Origin of the sequence: Streptomyces albus subsp. albus, assembly GCF_000725885.1 — a bacterium.
GTDB classification, from domain to species: domain Bacteria; phylum Actinomycetota; class Actinomycetes; order Streptomycetales; family Streptomycetaceae; genus Streptomyces; species Streptomyces albus.
Map to the genome: position 1 here is coordinate 180796 of NZ_JODR01000010.1, position 13964 is coordinate 194759.

Annotated in this window: 19 protein-coding genes; 6 read left to right on the forward strand and 13 right to left on the reverse strand. The window is 73.4% G+C overall.

The window, feature by feature from the left end; genetic code table 11:
• Nucleotides 1-117: 117 nt before the first annotated feature.
• A complete protein-coding gene (locus IO40_RS0113455; protein ID WP_016467484.1) occupies nucleotides 118-765 on the reverse strand; it encodes a YigZ family protein in 648 nt (215 codons plus the stop codon).
• 113 nt (nucleotides 766-878) lie between these two features.
• On the opposite strand from IO40_RS0113455, the gene IO40_RS0113460 reads away from it, so the two are divergent.
• Nucleotides 879-1301 (forward strand): CoA-binding protein, encoded by a 423-nt coding sequence (locus tag IO40_RS0113460; RefSeq protein ID WP_016467485.1) that lies wholly within the window; start codon nucleotides 879-881, stop codon nucleotides 1299-1301.
• Nucleotides 1302-1311: 10 nt separating this feature from the next.
• Nucleotides 1312-1812: a GNAT family N-acetyltransferase gene (locus IO40_RS0113465; RefSeq protein WP_030408103.1), complete on the forward strand. Its 501-nt coding sequence runs from the start codon at nucleotides 1312-1314 to the stop codon at nucleotides 1810-1812.
• A gap of 44 nt (nucleotides 1813-1856) precedes the next feature.
• Here IO40_RS0113465 and IO40_RS0113470 read toward each other — a convergent pair whose 3' ends face one another.
• On the reverse strand, nucleotides 1857-2417 hold the full coding sequence (locus IO40_RS0113470; protein ID WP_030408104.1) for a YbaK/EbsC family protein: 561 nt from the start codon (nucleotides 2415-2417) through the stop codon (nucleotides 1857-1859).
• Nucleotides 2418-2448: 31 nt separating this feature from the next.
• A complete protein-coding gene (locus tag IO40_RS0113475; RefSeq protein ID WP_031175469.1) occupies nucleotides 2449-3021 on the reverse strand; it encodes a helix-turn-helix domain-containing protein in 573 nt (190 codons plus the stop codon).
• Between the two features lie 104 nt (nucleotides 3022-3125).
• Here IO40_RS0113475 and IO40_RS0113480 point away from each other — a divergent pair, with 104 nt between their 5' ends.
• On the forward strand, nucleotides 3126-3998 hold the full coding sequence (locus IO40_RS0113480) for a DMT family transporter (protein WP_016467489.1): 873 nt from the start codon (nucleotides 3126-3128) through the stop codon (nucleotides 3996-3998).
• 17 nt (nucleotides 3999-4015) lie between these two features.
• On the opposite strand, the gene IO40_RS0113485 is transcribed toward IO40_RS0113480, so the two are convergent.
• The 4 genes from IO40_RS0113485 to IO40_RS0113500 form a co-directional block, all read right to left on the reverse strand.
• The gene (locus IO40_RS0113485; protein WP_030408106.1) at nucleotides 4016-4747 is read right to left on the reverse strand and encodes an acyltransferase; all 732 of its coding nucleotides are present in this window, start codon (nucleotides 4745-4747) and stop codon (nucleotides 4016-4018) included.
• Between the two features lie 113 nt (nucleotides 4748-4860).
• Nucleotides 4861-5409, reverse strand: a complete 549-nt coding sequence (locus IO40_RS0113490; RefSeq protein ID WP_030408107.1) for a gamma carbonic anhydrase family protein — start codon at nucleotides 5407-5409, stop codon at nucleotides 4861-4863.
• Between the two features lie 94 nt (nucleotides 5410-5503).
• Nucleotides 5504-6262: a DedA family protein gene (locus IO40_RS0113495; RefSeq protein WP_016467492.1), complete on the reverse strand. Its 759-nt coding sequence runs from the start codon at nucleotides 6260-6262 to the stop codon at nucleotides 5504-5506.
• A 97-nt stretch (nucleotides 6263-6359) separates the two neighbouring features.
• Complete coding sequence (locus tag IO40_RS0113500; protein WP_031026816.1) at nucleotides 6360-6815, reverse strand: DUF4442 domain-containing protein; 456 nt, start codon at nucleotides 6813-6815, stop codon at nucleotides 6360-6362.
• A 158-nt stretch (nucleotides 6816-6973) separates the two neighbouring features.
• Between IO40_RS0113500 and IO40_RS0113505 the strand changes: the two genes are divergently transcribed.
• Complete coding sequence (locus IO40_RS0113505) at nucleotides 6974-8170, forward strand: DUF8017 domain-containing protein (RefSeq protein WP_016467494.1); 1197 nt, start codon at nucleotides 6974-6976, stop codon at nucleotides 8168-8170.
• 54 nt (nucleotides 8171-8224) lie between these two features.
• On the opposite strand, the gene IO40_RS0113510 is transcribed toward IO40_RS0113505, so the two are convergent.
• Together IO40_RS0113510 and IO40_RS0113515 are read right to left on the reverse strand one after the other, a co-directional pair.
• Nucleotides 8225-9085, reverse strand: a complete 861-nt coding sequence (locus IO40_RS0113510) for a spermidine synthase (RefSeq protein ID WP_030408110.1) — start codon at nucleotides 9083-9085, stop codon at nucleotides 8225-8227.
• A 50-nt stretch (nucleotides 9086-9135) separates the two neighbouring features.
• On the reverse strand, nucleotides 9136-9735 hold the full coding sequence (locus tag IO40_RS0113515) for a GTP-binding protein (RefSeq protein WP_016467496.1): 600 nt from the start codon (nucleotides 9733-9735) through the stop codon (nucleotides 9136-9138).
• A gap of 418 nt (nucleotides 9736-10153) precedes the next feature.
• Between IO40_RS0113515 and IO40_RS0113520 the strand changes: the two genes are divergently transcribed.
• Entirely contained in the window at nucleotides 10154-10969 is an 816-nt protein-coding gene (locus IO40_RS0113520; protein ID WP_078565616.1) for a TVP38/TMEM64 family protein, read from the forward strand.
• A 33-nt stretch (nucleotides 10970-11002) separates the two neighbouring features.
• On the forward strand, nucleotides 11003-11875 hold the full coding sequence (locus IO40_RS0113525) for an undecaprenyl-diphosphate phosphatase (RefSeq protein ID WP_016467498.1): 873 nt from the start codon (nucleotides 11003-11005) through the stop codon (nucleotides 11873-11875).
• Nucleotides 11876-12018: 143 nt separating this feature from the next.
• Here the strand turns inward: IO40_RS0113525 and IO40_RS0113530 are convergent, their stop codons facing one another.
• From IO40_RS0113530 to IO40_RS0113545, 4 genes are all read right to left on the reverse strand, one after another.
• A complete protein-coding gene (locus IO40_RS0113530; protein ID WP_016467499.1) occupies nucleotides 12019-12210 on the reverse strand; it encodes a hypothetical protein in 192 nt (63 codons plus the stop codon).
• A gap of 139 nt (nucleotides 12211-12349) precedes the next feature.
• Nucleotides 12350-13048 carry a zinc metalloprotease gene (locus IO40_RS0113535; protein WP_016467500.1) on the reverse strand — a complete coding sequence of 233 codons (699 nt, stop codon included), beginning with the start codon at nucleotides 13046-13048 and terminating at the stop codon, nucleotides 12350-12352.
• A 99-nt stretch (nucleotides 13049-13147) separates the two neighbouring features.
• Nucleotides 13148-13480 (reverse strand): DUF6343 family protein, encoded by a 333-nt coding sequence (locus tag IO40_RS0113540; protein ID WP_016467501.1) that lies wholly within the window; start codon nucleotides 13478-13480, stop codon nucleotides 13148-13150.
• Nucleotides 13481-13594: 114 nt separating this feature from the next.
• The gene (locus IO40_RS0113545; protein ID WP_016467502.1) at nucleotides 13595-13837 is read right to left on the reverse strand and encodes a DUF6011 domain-containing protein; all 243 of its coding nucleotides are present in this window, start codon (nucleotides 13835-13837) and stop codon (nucleotides 13595-13597) included.
• Nucleotides 13838-13964 lie beyond the last annotated feature (127 nt).

Genomic DNA, 13964 nt, shown 5'->3' on the forward strand with positions numbered 1-13964 from the left:
GCACCGTCCCCGCCGCACCCACCCGGCACGGCACGCGGCCGGACCGGTGGCCGGTGGTTGGTGGCCGGGCTGCCGACCGGTGGCCCGGCCGGTAGCCGGGCCGGTGGCTGGTGGCCGTCAGACGGTGCCGAACGCCTCGCCGCCCAGCTCCAGCCGCGCCTCCCCGGACGTCGCGTCGGCGAGCCAGCCGCGGAAGGCGGGCACGTCGGCGTCGGGCAGTCCCAGCTCGATGGTGACCTCGGCGCCGTAGCGCACGTCGCGCACCTGGCGTCCGGTGGCGCGCAGGTCGTTCTCCAGCCGGCCGGCCCGCTGGTGCCCGACCGTGACGGTCACCAGCCGGAAGCGGCGCCGGGTCACGGTGCCGAGGGCGTCCAGCGCCTCGCCGACGACGCCGCCGTAGGCGCGGATCAGCCCGCCGGCGCCGAGCTTCACACCGCCGAAGTAGCGGGTGACGACGGCGGCCACGTAGCGCACCTCGCGGCGCAGCAGCATCTGGAGCATGGGCACCCCGGCGGTGCCGCCCGGTTCGCCGTCGTCGCTGGCCTTCTGGATGCCCGCGTCGGCGCCGATGACGTACGCCCAGCAGTTGTGGTTGGCCCCGGGGTGCTCGGCGCGGATGCGGGCGACGAACGCCTGGGCGTCGGCCTCGGTGGCCGCGGGGGCGAGTGCGCACAGGAAGCGGGAGCGGTTGATCTCGGTCTCGTGCACGCCTTCGGCGGCGACGGTCACGTACTCCACGGGTCCGGTGGGCTGGTCCTGCTGCATCCCGCCACCCTATGGCCCCGGCGACGGGAATCCGCGCGGGGTGGTGACGGTTGCCCCTGGCAGTGGGCCACAGCCGGCAGTGGTCCGCAGGAGACGGCACGAGGAGACGGATGATGTACGGCGACCCGGCGACGGTGCGCGAGATCCTGACGCGGCTGGGCGACACCTGGGCGGTGGTGGGGCTGTCCACGAACACGTCGCGGCCGGCCTACGGGGTGGCCGAGGTGCTCCAGCGGTACGGGAAGCGGATCGTTCCGGTGCACCCGAAGGCGGAGACGGTCCACGGGGAGCGCGGCTACGCGAGCCTGGCCGAGATCCCTTTCCCGGTGGACGTGGTGGACGTCTTCGTCAACTCGGCCCTGGCGGGTCAGGTGGCCGACGAGGCGGTGGCGGTGGGCGCCGAGGCGGTCTGGTTCCAGCTGGGCGTGGTGGACGAGGCGGCGTACGCACGCACCACGGCGGCCGGGCTCAGCATGGTGATGGACCGCTGTCCGGCGATCGAGATCCCCCGGCTGGGGCGCGGCGGAGTGGGCTAGCGTCCAGTGCATGGCTGATACACGGACCGCGCGGGTGCGCCGGGCGACGGCGCGGGACGCGGAGGAGATCGTCCGGCTGCGCAGGCTGATGTTCACGGCGATGAACGGCACGGACGAGCCCGGCGACTGGGAACGGGAAGCCGTACGGGTGGCCCGGCGGCAGCTGGCACAGGAGCCGTCCCCGCTGCTCGCGCTGGTGGTGGACGGCGAGCGGACGGGGCTGGCGGCGTGCGCGGTGGGCAGGGTCGAGGAGCGGCTGCCCGCGCCGGGACATCCGAGCGGCCTGTTCGGTTTCGTGTTCAACGTGTGCACGGACGAGGCGTACCGCGGGCGGGGATACGCGCGGGCGGCGACGGAGGCGCTGCTGGCGGAGTTCGCGCGCCGCGGCGTCACGCGCGTGGATCTGCACGCGACGCCGGAGGCGGAGGCGATGTACCGGTCCCTGGGCTTCGCGGAGCACTCCATCGCGCTGTCGCTGGACGTGAGCGGTCAGCGCCGCCCGCACGGCTGAGCCGGCCCGTCCCCCGTTCCGCGCCGCGTGCCGGGGCCCAACCCCTAGATCCGCTGGCCGAGCTCTTCGACGACCTCGGCGCCGGGCAGCGTGGCCAGCGCCTTGCCCGGCAGGATCAGCTTGCCGCGGCGGCTGCCGCTGCCGACGAGGACCCAGGGCAGTTCGGCGACGGCGGCGTCGATCAGCAGCGGCCAGTCGCCGGGCAGTCCGACGGGCGTGATCCCGCCGTACTCCATGCCGGTCTCGCTCACGGCCGTCTCGTGCGGCGCGAACGAGACCTTCCGCGCGCCGAGTTCGCGCCGGGCCGCGCCGTTGACGTCGAGCCGGCAGGAGGAGAGGACCACACCGGCGGCCAGGGTGCGCTCCCCGCCGCGCTTGGCGGAGATGACGACGCAGTTCGCCGAGGTCTCCAGGAGGTCCTTGCCGTAGGTCTCGACGAAGACGGCGGTGTCCGCCTTCTCCGGGTCGGTCTCGACGTACAGCAGCTGGTCGGCGGGTACGGGGCCCGCCCAGCCGCGGACGGCCGCGGCGACGGGTGCGGTGAGCCGGTCCAGAACCTCGGGGGCCGGCCAGGCGTTGTCGAAGTCTCCGATGGGTGCTCGCATGCGGGCACTTTAGCCACTCGCGCGGCGGTCGTCAGCGCGGCTCGGGAACCGAGACGGCCATGGTCATCTCCACGGGTTCGGTGCCGTCGTTGCGGTAACCGTGCGGGACGTGGGAGGAGAAGCACGCGGAGGTGCCGGCGGGCACGGTGTGGTCACTGCCGTCCACCTGAAGGGTGAGGGTGCCGGTCGCGACGTGGACGAGTTCGGTGGTGCCGGCCGGGTGCGGGTCGGAGAGGCTGGCGTCGCCGGGCATCAGCCGCCAGTGCCACAGCTCCAGCGGCCCGGGTGCCTCGGTGCCCGCCAGCAGGGTGCTGTGGCTGCCGGACTCGGTGGACCACAGCCGGATGGCCTGCTCGGGCGGCACCAGTCGGACCTGCGGCCCCTGCTCGTGGTCGAGCAGGGAGGTGATGCTCACCCCGAGCGCGTCACCGATCTTGACGACGGTGCCGACGCTGGGGTTGGTGCGCGCCTGCTCGATCTGGATGAGCATGCCCCGGCTGACCCCCGCCCGTGCGGCGAGCGCGTCCAGGGTGAAGCCCCGTTCGGCACGCAGGTGTCTGAGGTTGCGGGCAAGGGCCTGGGTGAGCTGGTCGAGGTCCGTCACGGCGTTCCGCACCATCCAAAATAATCAATGACAGAGTGCACTGTGGTGAACTACGGTGTGCTGCACTTGACCGTTCACCACACTGTACTGCGAGGGTTCACGAGATGACCGCTGTGTTCGCGCTGGCCACCAGTCTCCTGTGGGGGCTGGCCGATTTCGGGGGCGGCATGCTGAGCAAACGCCTGCGCGAGCTGACCGTTGTCGTCGTCTCCCAGGGCGCCGCCTGCCTGGTGCTCGGCGGCATCGTGCTGGGCACCGGCGCCTGGAGCGAACTGGACGCCCGGCTGCTGTGGTGCGCCGTGGCGGCGGGCGCCATCGGACCGGTGTCGATGCTGTGCTTCTACCGGGCGCTGGCCGTCGGACCGATGGGGGTGGTCTCCCCCGTCGCCACCCTCGGCAGCGTGGCGGTGCCCGTCGCCGTCGGCATGGTGCTGCACGGCGAGCGGCCCGGCCTGATCCAGGCGGCCGGCAGCCTCGTCGCGGTCACCGGCGTCGTACTCGCCGGCGGCATCGGCGGCGGGGGCGCACCGGTACGGCAGCGGACGATCCTGCTGACGCTGGTGGCCGCCTTCGGCTTCGGCGCCACGATGAGCCTCGTCGCCGAAGCGTCCATGACGGTCACCGGCCTGTTCCTCACCCTGTTCGTGCAACGGCTGGTCAACGTCGTCGTCGGCGGCGGCGCCCTGTTCGTCTCGGCACGGCGCGGCACCCCCGCCCTGCCCGAGGCGGGGATGCGCGCCGTGTGGGGCTCGCTGCCCGCCCTCGCGTTCGTCGGGCTGGCCGACGTCGCCGCCAACGGCACCTACGCGGTGGCCGCCCAGCACGGTCCGGTCACCGTCGCCGCCGTACTCGCCTCCCTGTACCCGGTGGTCACCGCACTGGCCGCGCGCGGCGTCCTGCGGGAGCGGTTGCAGGGCCTCCAGACGGCCGGCGCGGGGCTCGCGCTGCTCGGCACGGTGCTGCTGGCCTCGGGATGACGGCCGGTGCCCGGTCCTCACCCCTCGCCGCCCGGCTGCTGGGGCAGTTCGGCCAGCGCGAGCAGTTCCTGCGGAGTGACCCCCTCGGGGACGGGCACCGGCGGCGGGGTGCGCAGCGGCGGCTGCCACCCCTTCTCGGGGTCGAGCCGGCGCACCACCTTCGCGGGCGCTCCGGCCACCACCGCGTGGTCGGGCACCCGGCCCCGCACCACGGCGCCGGCCGCCACCACGACGTTCCGGCCCAGTGTCGCCCCCGGCAGGACGACCGCTCCGGCACCGATCCAGCTGCCCGGCCCGATCTCCACGGGCGCGGTGCGCGGCCACTGCTTGCCGACGGGGCGGGCCGGATCGTCGTAGGAGTGGTTCGTGGAGGTGATGTACACGTACGGGCCGCAGAAGACGTCGTCTCCGACCTCCACCCGGGTGTCCGCGATGATGTGGCTCCCGCGGCCCAGCACCACGCCGTTGCCGAGCCGCAGCACGGTGTCGGGACCCAGGTCCAGGTCCGGCATCATCCCCGCGGTCAGCGTGACGTCCTGGCCGATGACGCAGTGGTCGCCCAGCTCGATCCACGGGGTGCCGAAGACCGTGCCCTGCGGGAAGGCCAGCCTGGTGCCGGTACCGATACGGCGGAAGGCGTACGGGCCCGGGCGCCGCGCGGTGACGGCGCCGGCGCTCTGGACCCGCCGCCAGATGCCGTGCAGGGCGCGGGAGCTGAGGGACGAGAACGTGTTCCTGAGGGATGGCACGCGGTCACGGTAGCGCCCGCGGCGTCCGCCGCTCCCGGTGAGGTTCCTCACGAGTAGCTTCCGGGCCCGCGCCCGGGGCGCACTGCCCGCCGTGCGTCAGGAACCGCCGTGCGTCAGGAAGTGGCGGGCCGGCCGTCCGTGGACGCCTCGCGGTGCCGCTGGGCGAGTTCCATATAGGCGAGTGCGTTCAGGCGCACGCCCTCGCGTTCCTCGTCGGTCAGCTCGCGCCGCACCTTGCCGGGCACGCCCGCGACGAGGGAGCCGGGCGGCACGACCATGCCCTGCGGCACCAGTGTCTGGGCCGCCACGAGGGAGCCGGCGCCGATGTGGGCGCCGTTGAGGACGGTGGCGCCCATCCCGATGAGGACGTCGTCCTCGACGGTGCAGCCGTGCAGCACCGCGTTGTGGCCCACGGTCACCCGCGCCCCGACGGTGACGGGAAAGCCGGGATCGCCGTGGACGGTGCAGTTGTCCTGCACATTGCTGTCCTCACCCAGCACGATGGGCCCCGCGTCGGCGCGCAGCACCGCGCCGTACCACAGGCTCGAACCGGCGGCCATGGTCACCTCACCGGCGACGACGGAGGCCGGCGCGCGGAAGGCGCCCGCGTCCAGCCGGGGCGCGTGTCCGCCGACGGTGACGACCAGTCCTTGTGCTGTCATTGCCGCGCTCCGCTTCCGCGCCCTTCGTCCGGGGCGCTGTCCGTCGTCCGACGCGCTGTTCGACCGGTTCGTACGGGCCGTACCGCCCGCCGCCTCAATCCCCGGCGGGTGCGGGGGCCGGCCCCTCCTCCTGGGCGGCCACCCCGGCCGGTGCCGGGCCGCGCCCCGCCCCGTCGGCCGGCGGGACGACCGTCGCGGAGTCCGCCGCGGAGTCCGCCGCCGCGTGAGCCGTCTCCGTCTCCTCGGAGGCCGCCGCCTTCCCCGCCCGGCGCTTGACGATCACCATGGAGGCGAGACCGATCAGCACGGCGGCGACCAGGCCCAGCCAGGAGAACCGCTTGAGCCAGGCCTCGGCCACGATGCCGACGTAGTAGATGACGGCGGTGGTGCCGCCGGCCCAGACGACACCGCCCAGCACGTTCGCGGTCAGGAACTTCCAGTAGGGCATCTTGAGCACCCCGGCCAGCGGCCCGGCGAAGATGCGCAGCAGTGCGATGAAGCGGCCGAAGAAGACCGCCCACATGCCCCACCGCTGGAAGGACCGCTCGGCCGTCGCCACATGGCTGGGCCCGAAGTGCTTGGGGAACTTCCGGCCCAGCCATTCCAGCAGGGGCTTGCCGCCCTTGCGGCCGATGCCGTAGCCGATGGAGTCGCCGATGATGGCACCGGCCGTGGCCGAGGCCCCCAGGACGACCGGGTCGATGTGGCCCTGCTGGGAGGCCAGCAGCGCGGAGCTGACCAGCACGATCTCGCCGGGGAGCGGGATGCCCAGGCTCTCCAGGCCGATGACGACCCCCACCAGGAGGTACACGCTGACGGCCGGGACGCTCTCCAGCCACTCCTGGATGTGCAACTACGGCTTCCTCTCACGGCATTCGGGCTCGGTCTCGGAAGCCTACTCGACATGCCGCGCAGGTGTGCGCACGGGCCGCTGCGGGCCGGCCGGGGCCTCAGTCGTTGGGCCGCAGGGTCCACACGATGGTCATCTCGCTGGTGACGACGCCGTCGGGGCGGGTGAGGGTGACCTTCACCGGGAATTCGGGGCGCTCCCCGCGGTCCAGTTCGGCGACCACCTCGGCGGCCGGGCGGCCCAGCCGGGCGGTGGCGGTGACGACGCCTTTGGCGATCTTCTTGAAGTCCAGTTCCACGTGCACCGGCAGTGGCACCGCACGGGAGAGCTGGTCGGCGAAGGCGGCGAGGGTGATCGCGCCGCTGGCCGATTCGGCGAGCGTGAACATGGCACCCGCGTGCGGGCCGCCGACGTGGTTGTGGAACGCGCTCTGATCGGGCAGGGCGACGACGACCCGTTCGGGCGAGGTCTCCAGGTACTCCAGGTTGAGGGTGCGCGCCATCGGCACGGCGGCCGTCATCATCGCGCCGATGTCCGGCTGTGACTCTGTCGTCATGCCCGCACGTTACCACCCAGTAACCGGAGTGGGGAGGGCCCCTCTTTCCCGCTTCCTTCCCGCTTCCTTCCCGCTTCGGCCGCAGTCGTGTAGCGGGTCCGTACCGATCCACGGACGGCCGTGGCCGGGGCACCGGACGCACCATAGGGTTATCGGCCATGTGGCCAGGACAGCAGCAGCCCGGGGGCGAGCAGAACCCTCAACAGCCCAACCCGTACCAGCAGCCGGGTTATCAGCAGCCGAACCCGTACCAGCAGCCCGGGTACGGACAGCAGCCGACAGGCGGGCAACCGGGATACGGGGAGCAGCCCGCGGCTCAGCAGCCCGGGTACGGACAGCAGCCGACGGGTGGTCAGCCCGGGTACGGACAGCCGGCGGCGGGGCAGCAGCCCGGGTACGGACAGCAGCAGCCGGCGGGCGGGCAGCCGGGTCAGCCCCCGTTCCCGTACGGCCAGCAGCCCGGCGGCCCCGGCCCGTCCGGGCAGTGGGGCCCGGCGGGGGTGCCGGGCAGCCCGCAGTCGCCCAAGGGCGGGGGCGGCGGTGGCCGGAAGAAGACGGTCGTCATCTCCGTCGTCGCGGCCGTCGCGGTGGTCGCCGCCGCGGTGACGGGCTTCGCCGTGTTCGGCGGCGGTGACGACGACGGGAAGAAGACGAAGGCCGACAAGTCGACGTCGCCCGACGTCGGGAAGAAGTCCCCGGAGCCGGAGAAGTCCGGCGGGACCGAGCCGGGCGGCGGCGGTGCAGAGAAGGACTCGAAGGACCCGTCCGAGCCGGTGGTCAAGGGCTGGCAGACCGTGACCAACCCCAAGTGGTACTCCGCCTTCGACGTGCCCAAGTCCGAGGACTGGACGGTCCGCTCCCCCGGCACCATCACCGGTTTCGAGGACGACAAGGGCAAGGTCCTGGTCGCCATGTCGGCCCCCGCCTACTACAAGGACAACTGGTGCAAGGAGTCCAGCCGGGCCGCCGTCGGCACCAAGGGCGGCCAGGGTTCCAAGAGCACCAAGGAGGCCGCGAAGATAGCGGCGGGCAACTTCGCCATCGCCGGCTTCGACCAGAAGCGGAAGGGCACCCTCAAGGTCTCCGAGGCCAAGCCCTTCGAGAACAAGCACGGCATCAAGGGCCACACCTCGACCGCCACCGTCAGCGGAGTGCCGACCGACGACAAGTGCGCGCCCAGCGCGGGCAAGGTGGTCACGGCCTCGTGGATCAACAGCAACGGTGACCTGGCGATCTGGGTCCTCTACACCGACGCGGGCGTCAAGGACGAGGTGCCGGACGCCACCATCAAGAAGATCATGGGCAGCCTGCGCAACTACGAGTCGTCCGGCGACCAGAACGAGCCCCGCGGCTGACCCGTCCCGCCCCGGCGGACAACCGGAACCCGGACGACCGGAACGACGGCGCCTTCAGCCGATGCCGAAGGCGCCGTCGGGCGGTTCGGGGGACGGCACGGCCGAGGCGTCCCCCACCGGGGAGGCACCGCGCAGAAAACGGTCCAGGGCGCTGCCGTGCTCGACCCGCGCCGGGAACGGGTCGGCCGAACAGCGCCGGGCCAGCTCCTCCAGCGGCGGCTCCCGGCGGGAGGCCAGCAGCACCACGTTCCCGAACCGCCTGCCCCGCAGCACGGCGGGCTCCGCGACGATCGCCACGTACGGGAAGACCTCGGCGAAGGTCGCCAGCTGCGAGGCGAGGAAGCGGAACGGGGCGGCATCGGCCAGATTGGCCGCGTAGACGCCGTCCGTCCGCAGCACCCGCGCCGCCTGCCGAGCGTACGGCAGAGTGGTCAGATGCGCCGGGATGCGCGACCCGCTGTACACATCCGCCAGCAGCACATCGGCACTGCCGTCCGCGGCTTCCTCCAGGGCGGCCCGCCCGTCGGCCGCCACCACCGTGACACCGGCCCCCTCCGGCAGCGGCAGCACTTCCGTGACGAAAGCGGTCAGTTCCGCGTCCGGTTCGGCCACGTACTGCCGGGACCCGGGCCGGCTCGCCGCGACGTAGCGCGGCAGGGCGAGTGCCCCGCCACCCAGGTGCAGTACGTCCAGCGGGGCACCGGCCGGTGCCGCGGCGTCCAGCAGATGGCCGACCCGGCGCGCGTACTCGAACTCCAGATGTTCCGGCTCGTCCAGATCGACGTACGACTGGGGCGCGCCCTCCACCGTCAGCAGCCAGGCCCGTTCGCGGTCGATGTCCGGTATCAGCCGGGCCTCGCCGCCCCGGACGGCTCTGATGCGGGGTATCCGCTCCCCGCCGGCCTCGGTGTCCACCGCCCCATTGTGCGGGTACGGCGGCGCGGGCGGGGACAGCCCCGTGAGGATCACCCGGCGTGACTGCGCGGGCCCGGGTGTCCCCGCTCGCACTCGGGCAGCGGTACGTACGTGTCGACGGCGTCCAGCAGCGCGTCGATGGTGCCTCGCCAGCGCGGTTCGCCCGCCAGGGCGCGGCCGGCGGAGACCCGTACGGCGGGCAGCGTCTCGCCGTTGTGGCCGTGCGCCGTCAGCAGCGTCCGCACCTCGGCCTCCACCCTTTCCGTCAGTACGTCGTGGCCCTCGTCCGCCATGGTGAGGGCCACGACGAGCGGGGCGAGGCCGATCCTGCGGGCGAGGGCGACGTGCTCGACGGTGCCGGGCCGCACCCCCTCCAGGACGGAGACGGCCAGCACCGCACCATCCAGCCGGTCCGTGGCACGGGCCGGATCGAGCACCGTGTAGCGGCGGGTGTCGGTGGCGCACCGGAATCGTCGTGGGAGGCCCGACAGCGCGGGGGACGGCACCGGATCGCCGGGAACCGGCCCGGCCGGGCCGCCGCCGGCGCCGCGGGGCACCGAGAGCGCGCGGGCGAGCGTCGTCTTGCCGTGCCCCTGATGGCCCAGCGTGCCGATGGTCAGATGCGGAACGGGGTGCGGATGCGCGGACATGGGTGCCCTCCTGGACCGGTTCGGGACGTGAAAAGGCGGGACCCCTGAGGAAGACCGACCCTTCCCCGTGGGGTCCTCGGTCAGCCCGGGAAGGGTCGGCGTCGGCGGTCGGCGGCGCCACGGGGAACAGGGCGGGCGGACGTGCCCGGGATCAGGAAGACGGCAGCCGGGGGCCCGGCCGCGACCACGGCCGGAACGGGATGGGGGGACTGCCGGAGCACCGACCGATCATCCCCCGCCAACTGCTGCCCGTCGAACGGTTTTCGGCAGCGCCGCCCGCCCGGCCCCGCCCGCCGGCTCCGTCGCAGGTGGAAGCCGGGATGACCGGCAGAAGAACACCTCGTCGCACCGGTACCTTTCGGGCTTTCCGTACGACTTCGAACGGCGGAAGGACCGGTTCGTCGGTTACGCTCCCAGCGTGCCCGTCCCCGCCACGCAGCCAGACGGACTCCCCGGCCGTCTCGCCCAGACAGTGCTCTCCCCCTGGTGCCGCCTCGCCCTCCTCGCCCTGCTGTTGTGCGGCGCGGCCACGGCGATGCTGCTGTACGAGCCCCAGCGGCTGCTCGCCCACGGCTGGCCGCCGCAGTGGGGCGGAGGGACAGCCGTCGCCCTCTTCGGTGCGGCCTACGGCCTGTGCACGGCGGCGTTCGTACCGCGCCCCGTCCTCAACGTCGCGGCCGGCGTGCTCTTCGGCGCCCAGGCCGGTACGTTCTCGGCCACCGTGGGCACGGTGATCGGCGCGGGCATCGCCTTCGGACTGGGCCGGCTGCTGGGCCAGGACGCGCTGCGCACCCTGGTGCGCGGCCGGTGGATGGCCGCCGCCGACCGGCAGTTGAGCAGGCACGGTTTCCGCTCGATGCTGGTGATCCGGCTGCTGCCGGGGGTCCCCTTCGCGGCCTCCAACTACGGCGCCGCCGTCTCCCGGATGCGCTGGAGCGCCTTTCTGGGCGCGACCGCGCTGGGCTCTCTGCCCAACACCGCCGCGTACGTGATCGCGGGCTCCAGCGCCGCGACCCCGACCTCGCCGGTCTTCCTCGCCTCGTTCGGCTTCATCGCGCTCTCCGGGCTGGCAGGGGCCGTCTTCGCCTGGCGCAAGCGGGCGCAACTGCGCGGCGCGGGGCGACGGACGGAGCCGGCCGTATGCCACGGGTGCGGCTCACCGGCCTGCGGGCGGCCCGTCCCCGCCGTCCGCGAGCGCGCGCTGACCGCCCGCGGCGCCGCGGACCGCAGATGACACCGACCACCACACAGGACGAGCCCCTCCGCGATGTCTTGGTTTGAATCCTTCGTCCTCGGCCTCGTGCAGGGGCTGACCGAATTCCTCCCGATCTCCTCCAGCGCCCACCTGCGTCTGGTGGCGGCGTTCGCCGGCTGGAAGGACCCGGGGGCGGCGTTCACCGCGGTCACCCAGATCGGTACCGAGGCGGCTGTCCTCATCTTCTTCCGCAAGGACATCGGCCGCATCCTGGCGGCGTGGTTCCGCTCCCTCCACAACCGTGAGGCGCGGCACGACCCCGACGCGCGTATGGGCTGGCTGGTGATCGTCGGCTCCGTACCGATCGGCGTGCTGGGACTGGCCTTCAAGGACCAGATCGAGGGGCCGTTCCGCGATCTGCGGCTGATCGCCACGACACTGATCGTGCTCGGCGTCATCCTCGGCATCGCCGACCGGATGGCCGCGCGGCAGACGAAGGGCGGCCGGCACCGGGTCCGGCGGGAACCCAAGTCACTCGAACAGCTGACTGTGCGGGACGGGCTCCTCTACGGCTGCGCCCAGGCCCTGGCACTGGTGCCCGGCGTCTCCCGTTCGGGCGCCACCATCAGCGGCGGCCTTTTCATGGGGTACCGCCGGGAGGCGGCTGCCCGTTACTCCTTCCTGCTGGCGGTGCCCGCCGTACTCGCCTCGGGTCTCTTCGAGCTCATGGACATCGGCGAGGGCCATGTCGCCTGGGGGCCCACCCTGTTCGCCACCGCACTGGCGTTCGTCGTGGCCTACATGGTCATCGCATGGTTCATGCGCTTCATCTCGACCCGCAGCTTCATGCCGTTCGTCCTCTACCGCATCGCCCTGGGCGTGGCCCTGTTCGCGCTGGTGGCCGCCGGAGTCCTGGACCCCGACGCGGGCCCGACCGGCGGATGAGCGCGCATTCGCGCCCCTCCTCCATGCCGCGGCGCTGTCCCGACGACGCAGGTCCGGCGGTCTCACGAACCTGAGCGGCACGCCGCACAAGGCGGGCGCCGGGGCCCGGCCTCACTACGGGGAGGGATGCGGCGGTGGTGCCGTCACCCGTCGCGCGCAGCGAGCCGTGCGGCGATCTCCTCGTCGGCGACGGCGATGGCGGCGTCGGCCCGCTGATACCAGATCTCACGCCGCGCCGGGGCCAGCCCTGCCCACGGATGGCGCTCGGCGCTGTGGCCGAGGGTGCTGTACAGGGCCCTCGCGTACCGCTCGCGGCGGGCGTCCTGGTCGGTCACTCGGGGGATCCTCCGTGTCGTGTCGTCACCGCGGACCGGTGGCGGCCGGGCCGCGCATCCGGGGCCGCCGGCCCGGGTGCAGGCTACATCGGTCACTGGGGAACGCATTGGGCGCGGGCCGCCACCCCGTCGCCGGGGCTCAGCCGATCCCGCGGGTCCGCGCGTTGGCCAGCAGGGCTTCGACACCGGCGAGGTCGAACGGGGTGAGGCGGCCGGCCTCAGCCGCGCGGTAGCCGCCGTTCGGGCTGCACATCAGGGGTCTGACCCCCGCGCTCGTGGTGACGCACTCGTACGCCGCCGCGGTGCCGTCGCCGTCCAGATCGCGATTGGGATGGTCCAGTCCCAGCGCGTGCAGCAGTTCGTGCGTCACGGTGTTGGCCAGGACGTGGGGTTCGATGTGGTACGTGCCGTCGAAGTACTCGCTGTCGATGGCCACGAGCCCGCCGCGGCCCAGTCCCCGGGGCTGGTGGGGGCAGGGAGCGCCCTGGCTCCAGCCGGGGGTGCCGGTCGGCCGGTACATCTCGGTGAACTGGATGTGGTAGGCCGGGCCGCACCTGCGCGGGTCGCCCGGCTCGACACCGCCGATCCGCAACCGGAGGCCCACCGCGGCGAGCTGCCGTACGGCCGTGCCGAGGTAGGGCGCGTACCGCTCACGTATCGCCTCGGTCCGGAAGGTGACCGTGTAGGTCCTGACGGGTGACACGCTGGTGATGCCGACGATCTCGGCGGCCTTCCAGCCCTCCCCCTCGGTCCGCACGCCGGCGGCGCCCGCCTGGGAGGTGGTCAGGACCGTCGCGGTGGCCACGGCCAGGGCGATGGCGGTCAGCGGTCTGCGCACGGGGACTCCTTGTTCAGTTGTGGGGGGTCACGCCGTGTGGACGTGCTGCGTCTGGGTTTTCACCAGTCAGACACACGAACGCACGGAATGGTTACCTCCTCAACCGCGTTTTTCCCGGCCCCGGGCGGCGCGCTCCTGCGCGCGGCGGCGGCGCAGCACCACCAGATCGACGGCGGCCCCCAGCGCCAGCAGCCCGCAGACCGCCGCCAGCACGCTCAGCGCCCGGTCGCTCGGGGAGTCGTGCGGACCGGAGGCGGTGGCCCACCAGGCGAGCGCCGCCGCCGCGGCGGCGAAGAAGGGCAACCCGACGGACGAGAGCAGGGTGCGCAGCCACAGGTCGCTGCGTGCGGTGACCGGTTCCGTACCGGAGCGGGGGCGGCGGTGGCCGGGGTCGTCGTCCCGGTGCGGGCCGGTGCTGGGGGGCTGGGACACGGGATCGCCTTTCGCCGGGTGGGCCTTCGCGCGAGGGGCCTGTGCACCATGGTGGCCACCGCGCCGGGTGAGGGCGTCGACGACGCGCCAGATCCGTGCGGCAGGCGGGGGCTGTCACAGCCCCGGCAGCGGGTCCTGTTCGACGTCGCGCACGGGCGGCGGCGGGGCGGTGCGCAGCGCTAGCTTGTGCCGGCAGTCCGGGCCCAGGCCCCACAGTCGGGAGGCGCGGTCGCGCAGCGGCTGGCCGCACATGCGGCACAGCACCCGGCGGCCCGGGGTGGCTTCACCGCCGGGGAGCACGGCGGACTCGGCCTCGTCCTCCCGGCCCGCCGCCTGCGCCGCGTCGTCCCCGGTCATCCGCCTTGCCCCCTTCCGTGCGCCGGCAGGCACCGTACCAGCGTGGCACTCGCCCGGAGTAGTCCGAAATGCGCTGCCTGTGCCGACCCACACACCGTGGAGGTGGAGACAACAGCTACCTTTCATG

Coding starts and splice junctions, on each gene's coding strand:
- IO40_RS0113470 (WP_030408104.1), bottom strand. CDS start 2,417: ATGCGAGCACCCATCGGAGACTTCGACAACGCCTGGCCGGCCCCCGAG.
- IO40_RS0113465 (WP_030408103.1), top strand. CDS start 1,312: ATGGCTGATACACGGACCGCGCGGGTGCGCCGGGCGACGGCGCGGGAC.
- IO40_RS0113500 (WP_031026816.1), bottom strand. CDS start 6,815: ATGACGACAGAGTCACAGCCGGACATCGGCGCGATGATGACGGCCGCC.
- IO40_RS0113525 (WP_016467498.1), top strand. CDS start 11,003: ATGTCTTGGTTTGAATCCTTCGTCCTCGGCCTCGTGCAGGGGCTGACC.
- IO40_RS0113505 (WP_016467494.1), top strand. CDS start 6,974: ATGTGGCCAGGACAGCAGCAGCCCGGGGGCGAGCAGAACCCTCAACAG.
- IO40_RS0113545 (WP_016467502.1), bottom strand. CDS start 13,837: ATGACCGGGGACGACGCGGCGCAGGCGGCGGGCCGGGAGGACGAGGCC.
- IO40_RS0113480 (WP_016467489.1), top strand. CDS start 3,126: ATGACCGCTGTGTTCGCGCTGGCCACCAGTCTCCTGTGGGGGCTGGCC.
- IO40_RS0113455 (WP_016467484.1), bottom strand. CDS start 765: ATGCAGCAGGACCAGCCCACCGGACCCGTGGAGTACGTGACCGTCGCC.
- IO40_RS0113490 (WP_030408107.1), bottom strand. CDS start 5,409: ATGACAGCACAAGGACTGGTCGTCACCGTCGGCGGACACGCGCCCCGG.
- IO40_RS0113515 (WP_016467496.1), bottom strand. CDS start 9,735: ATGTCCGCGCATCCGCACCCCGTTCCGCATCTGACCATCGGCACGCTG.
- IO40_RS0113460 (WP_016467485.1), top strand. CDS start 879: ATGTACGGCGACCCGGCGACGGTGCGCGAGATCCTGACGCGGCTGGGC.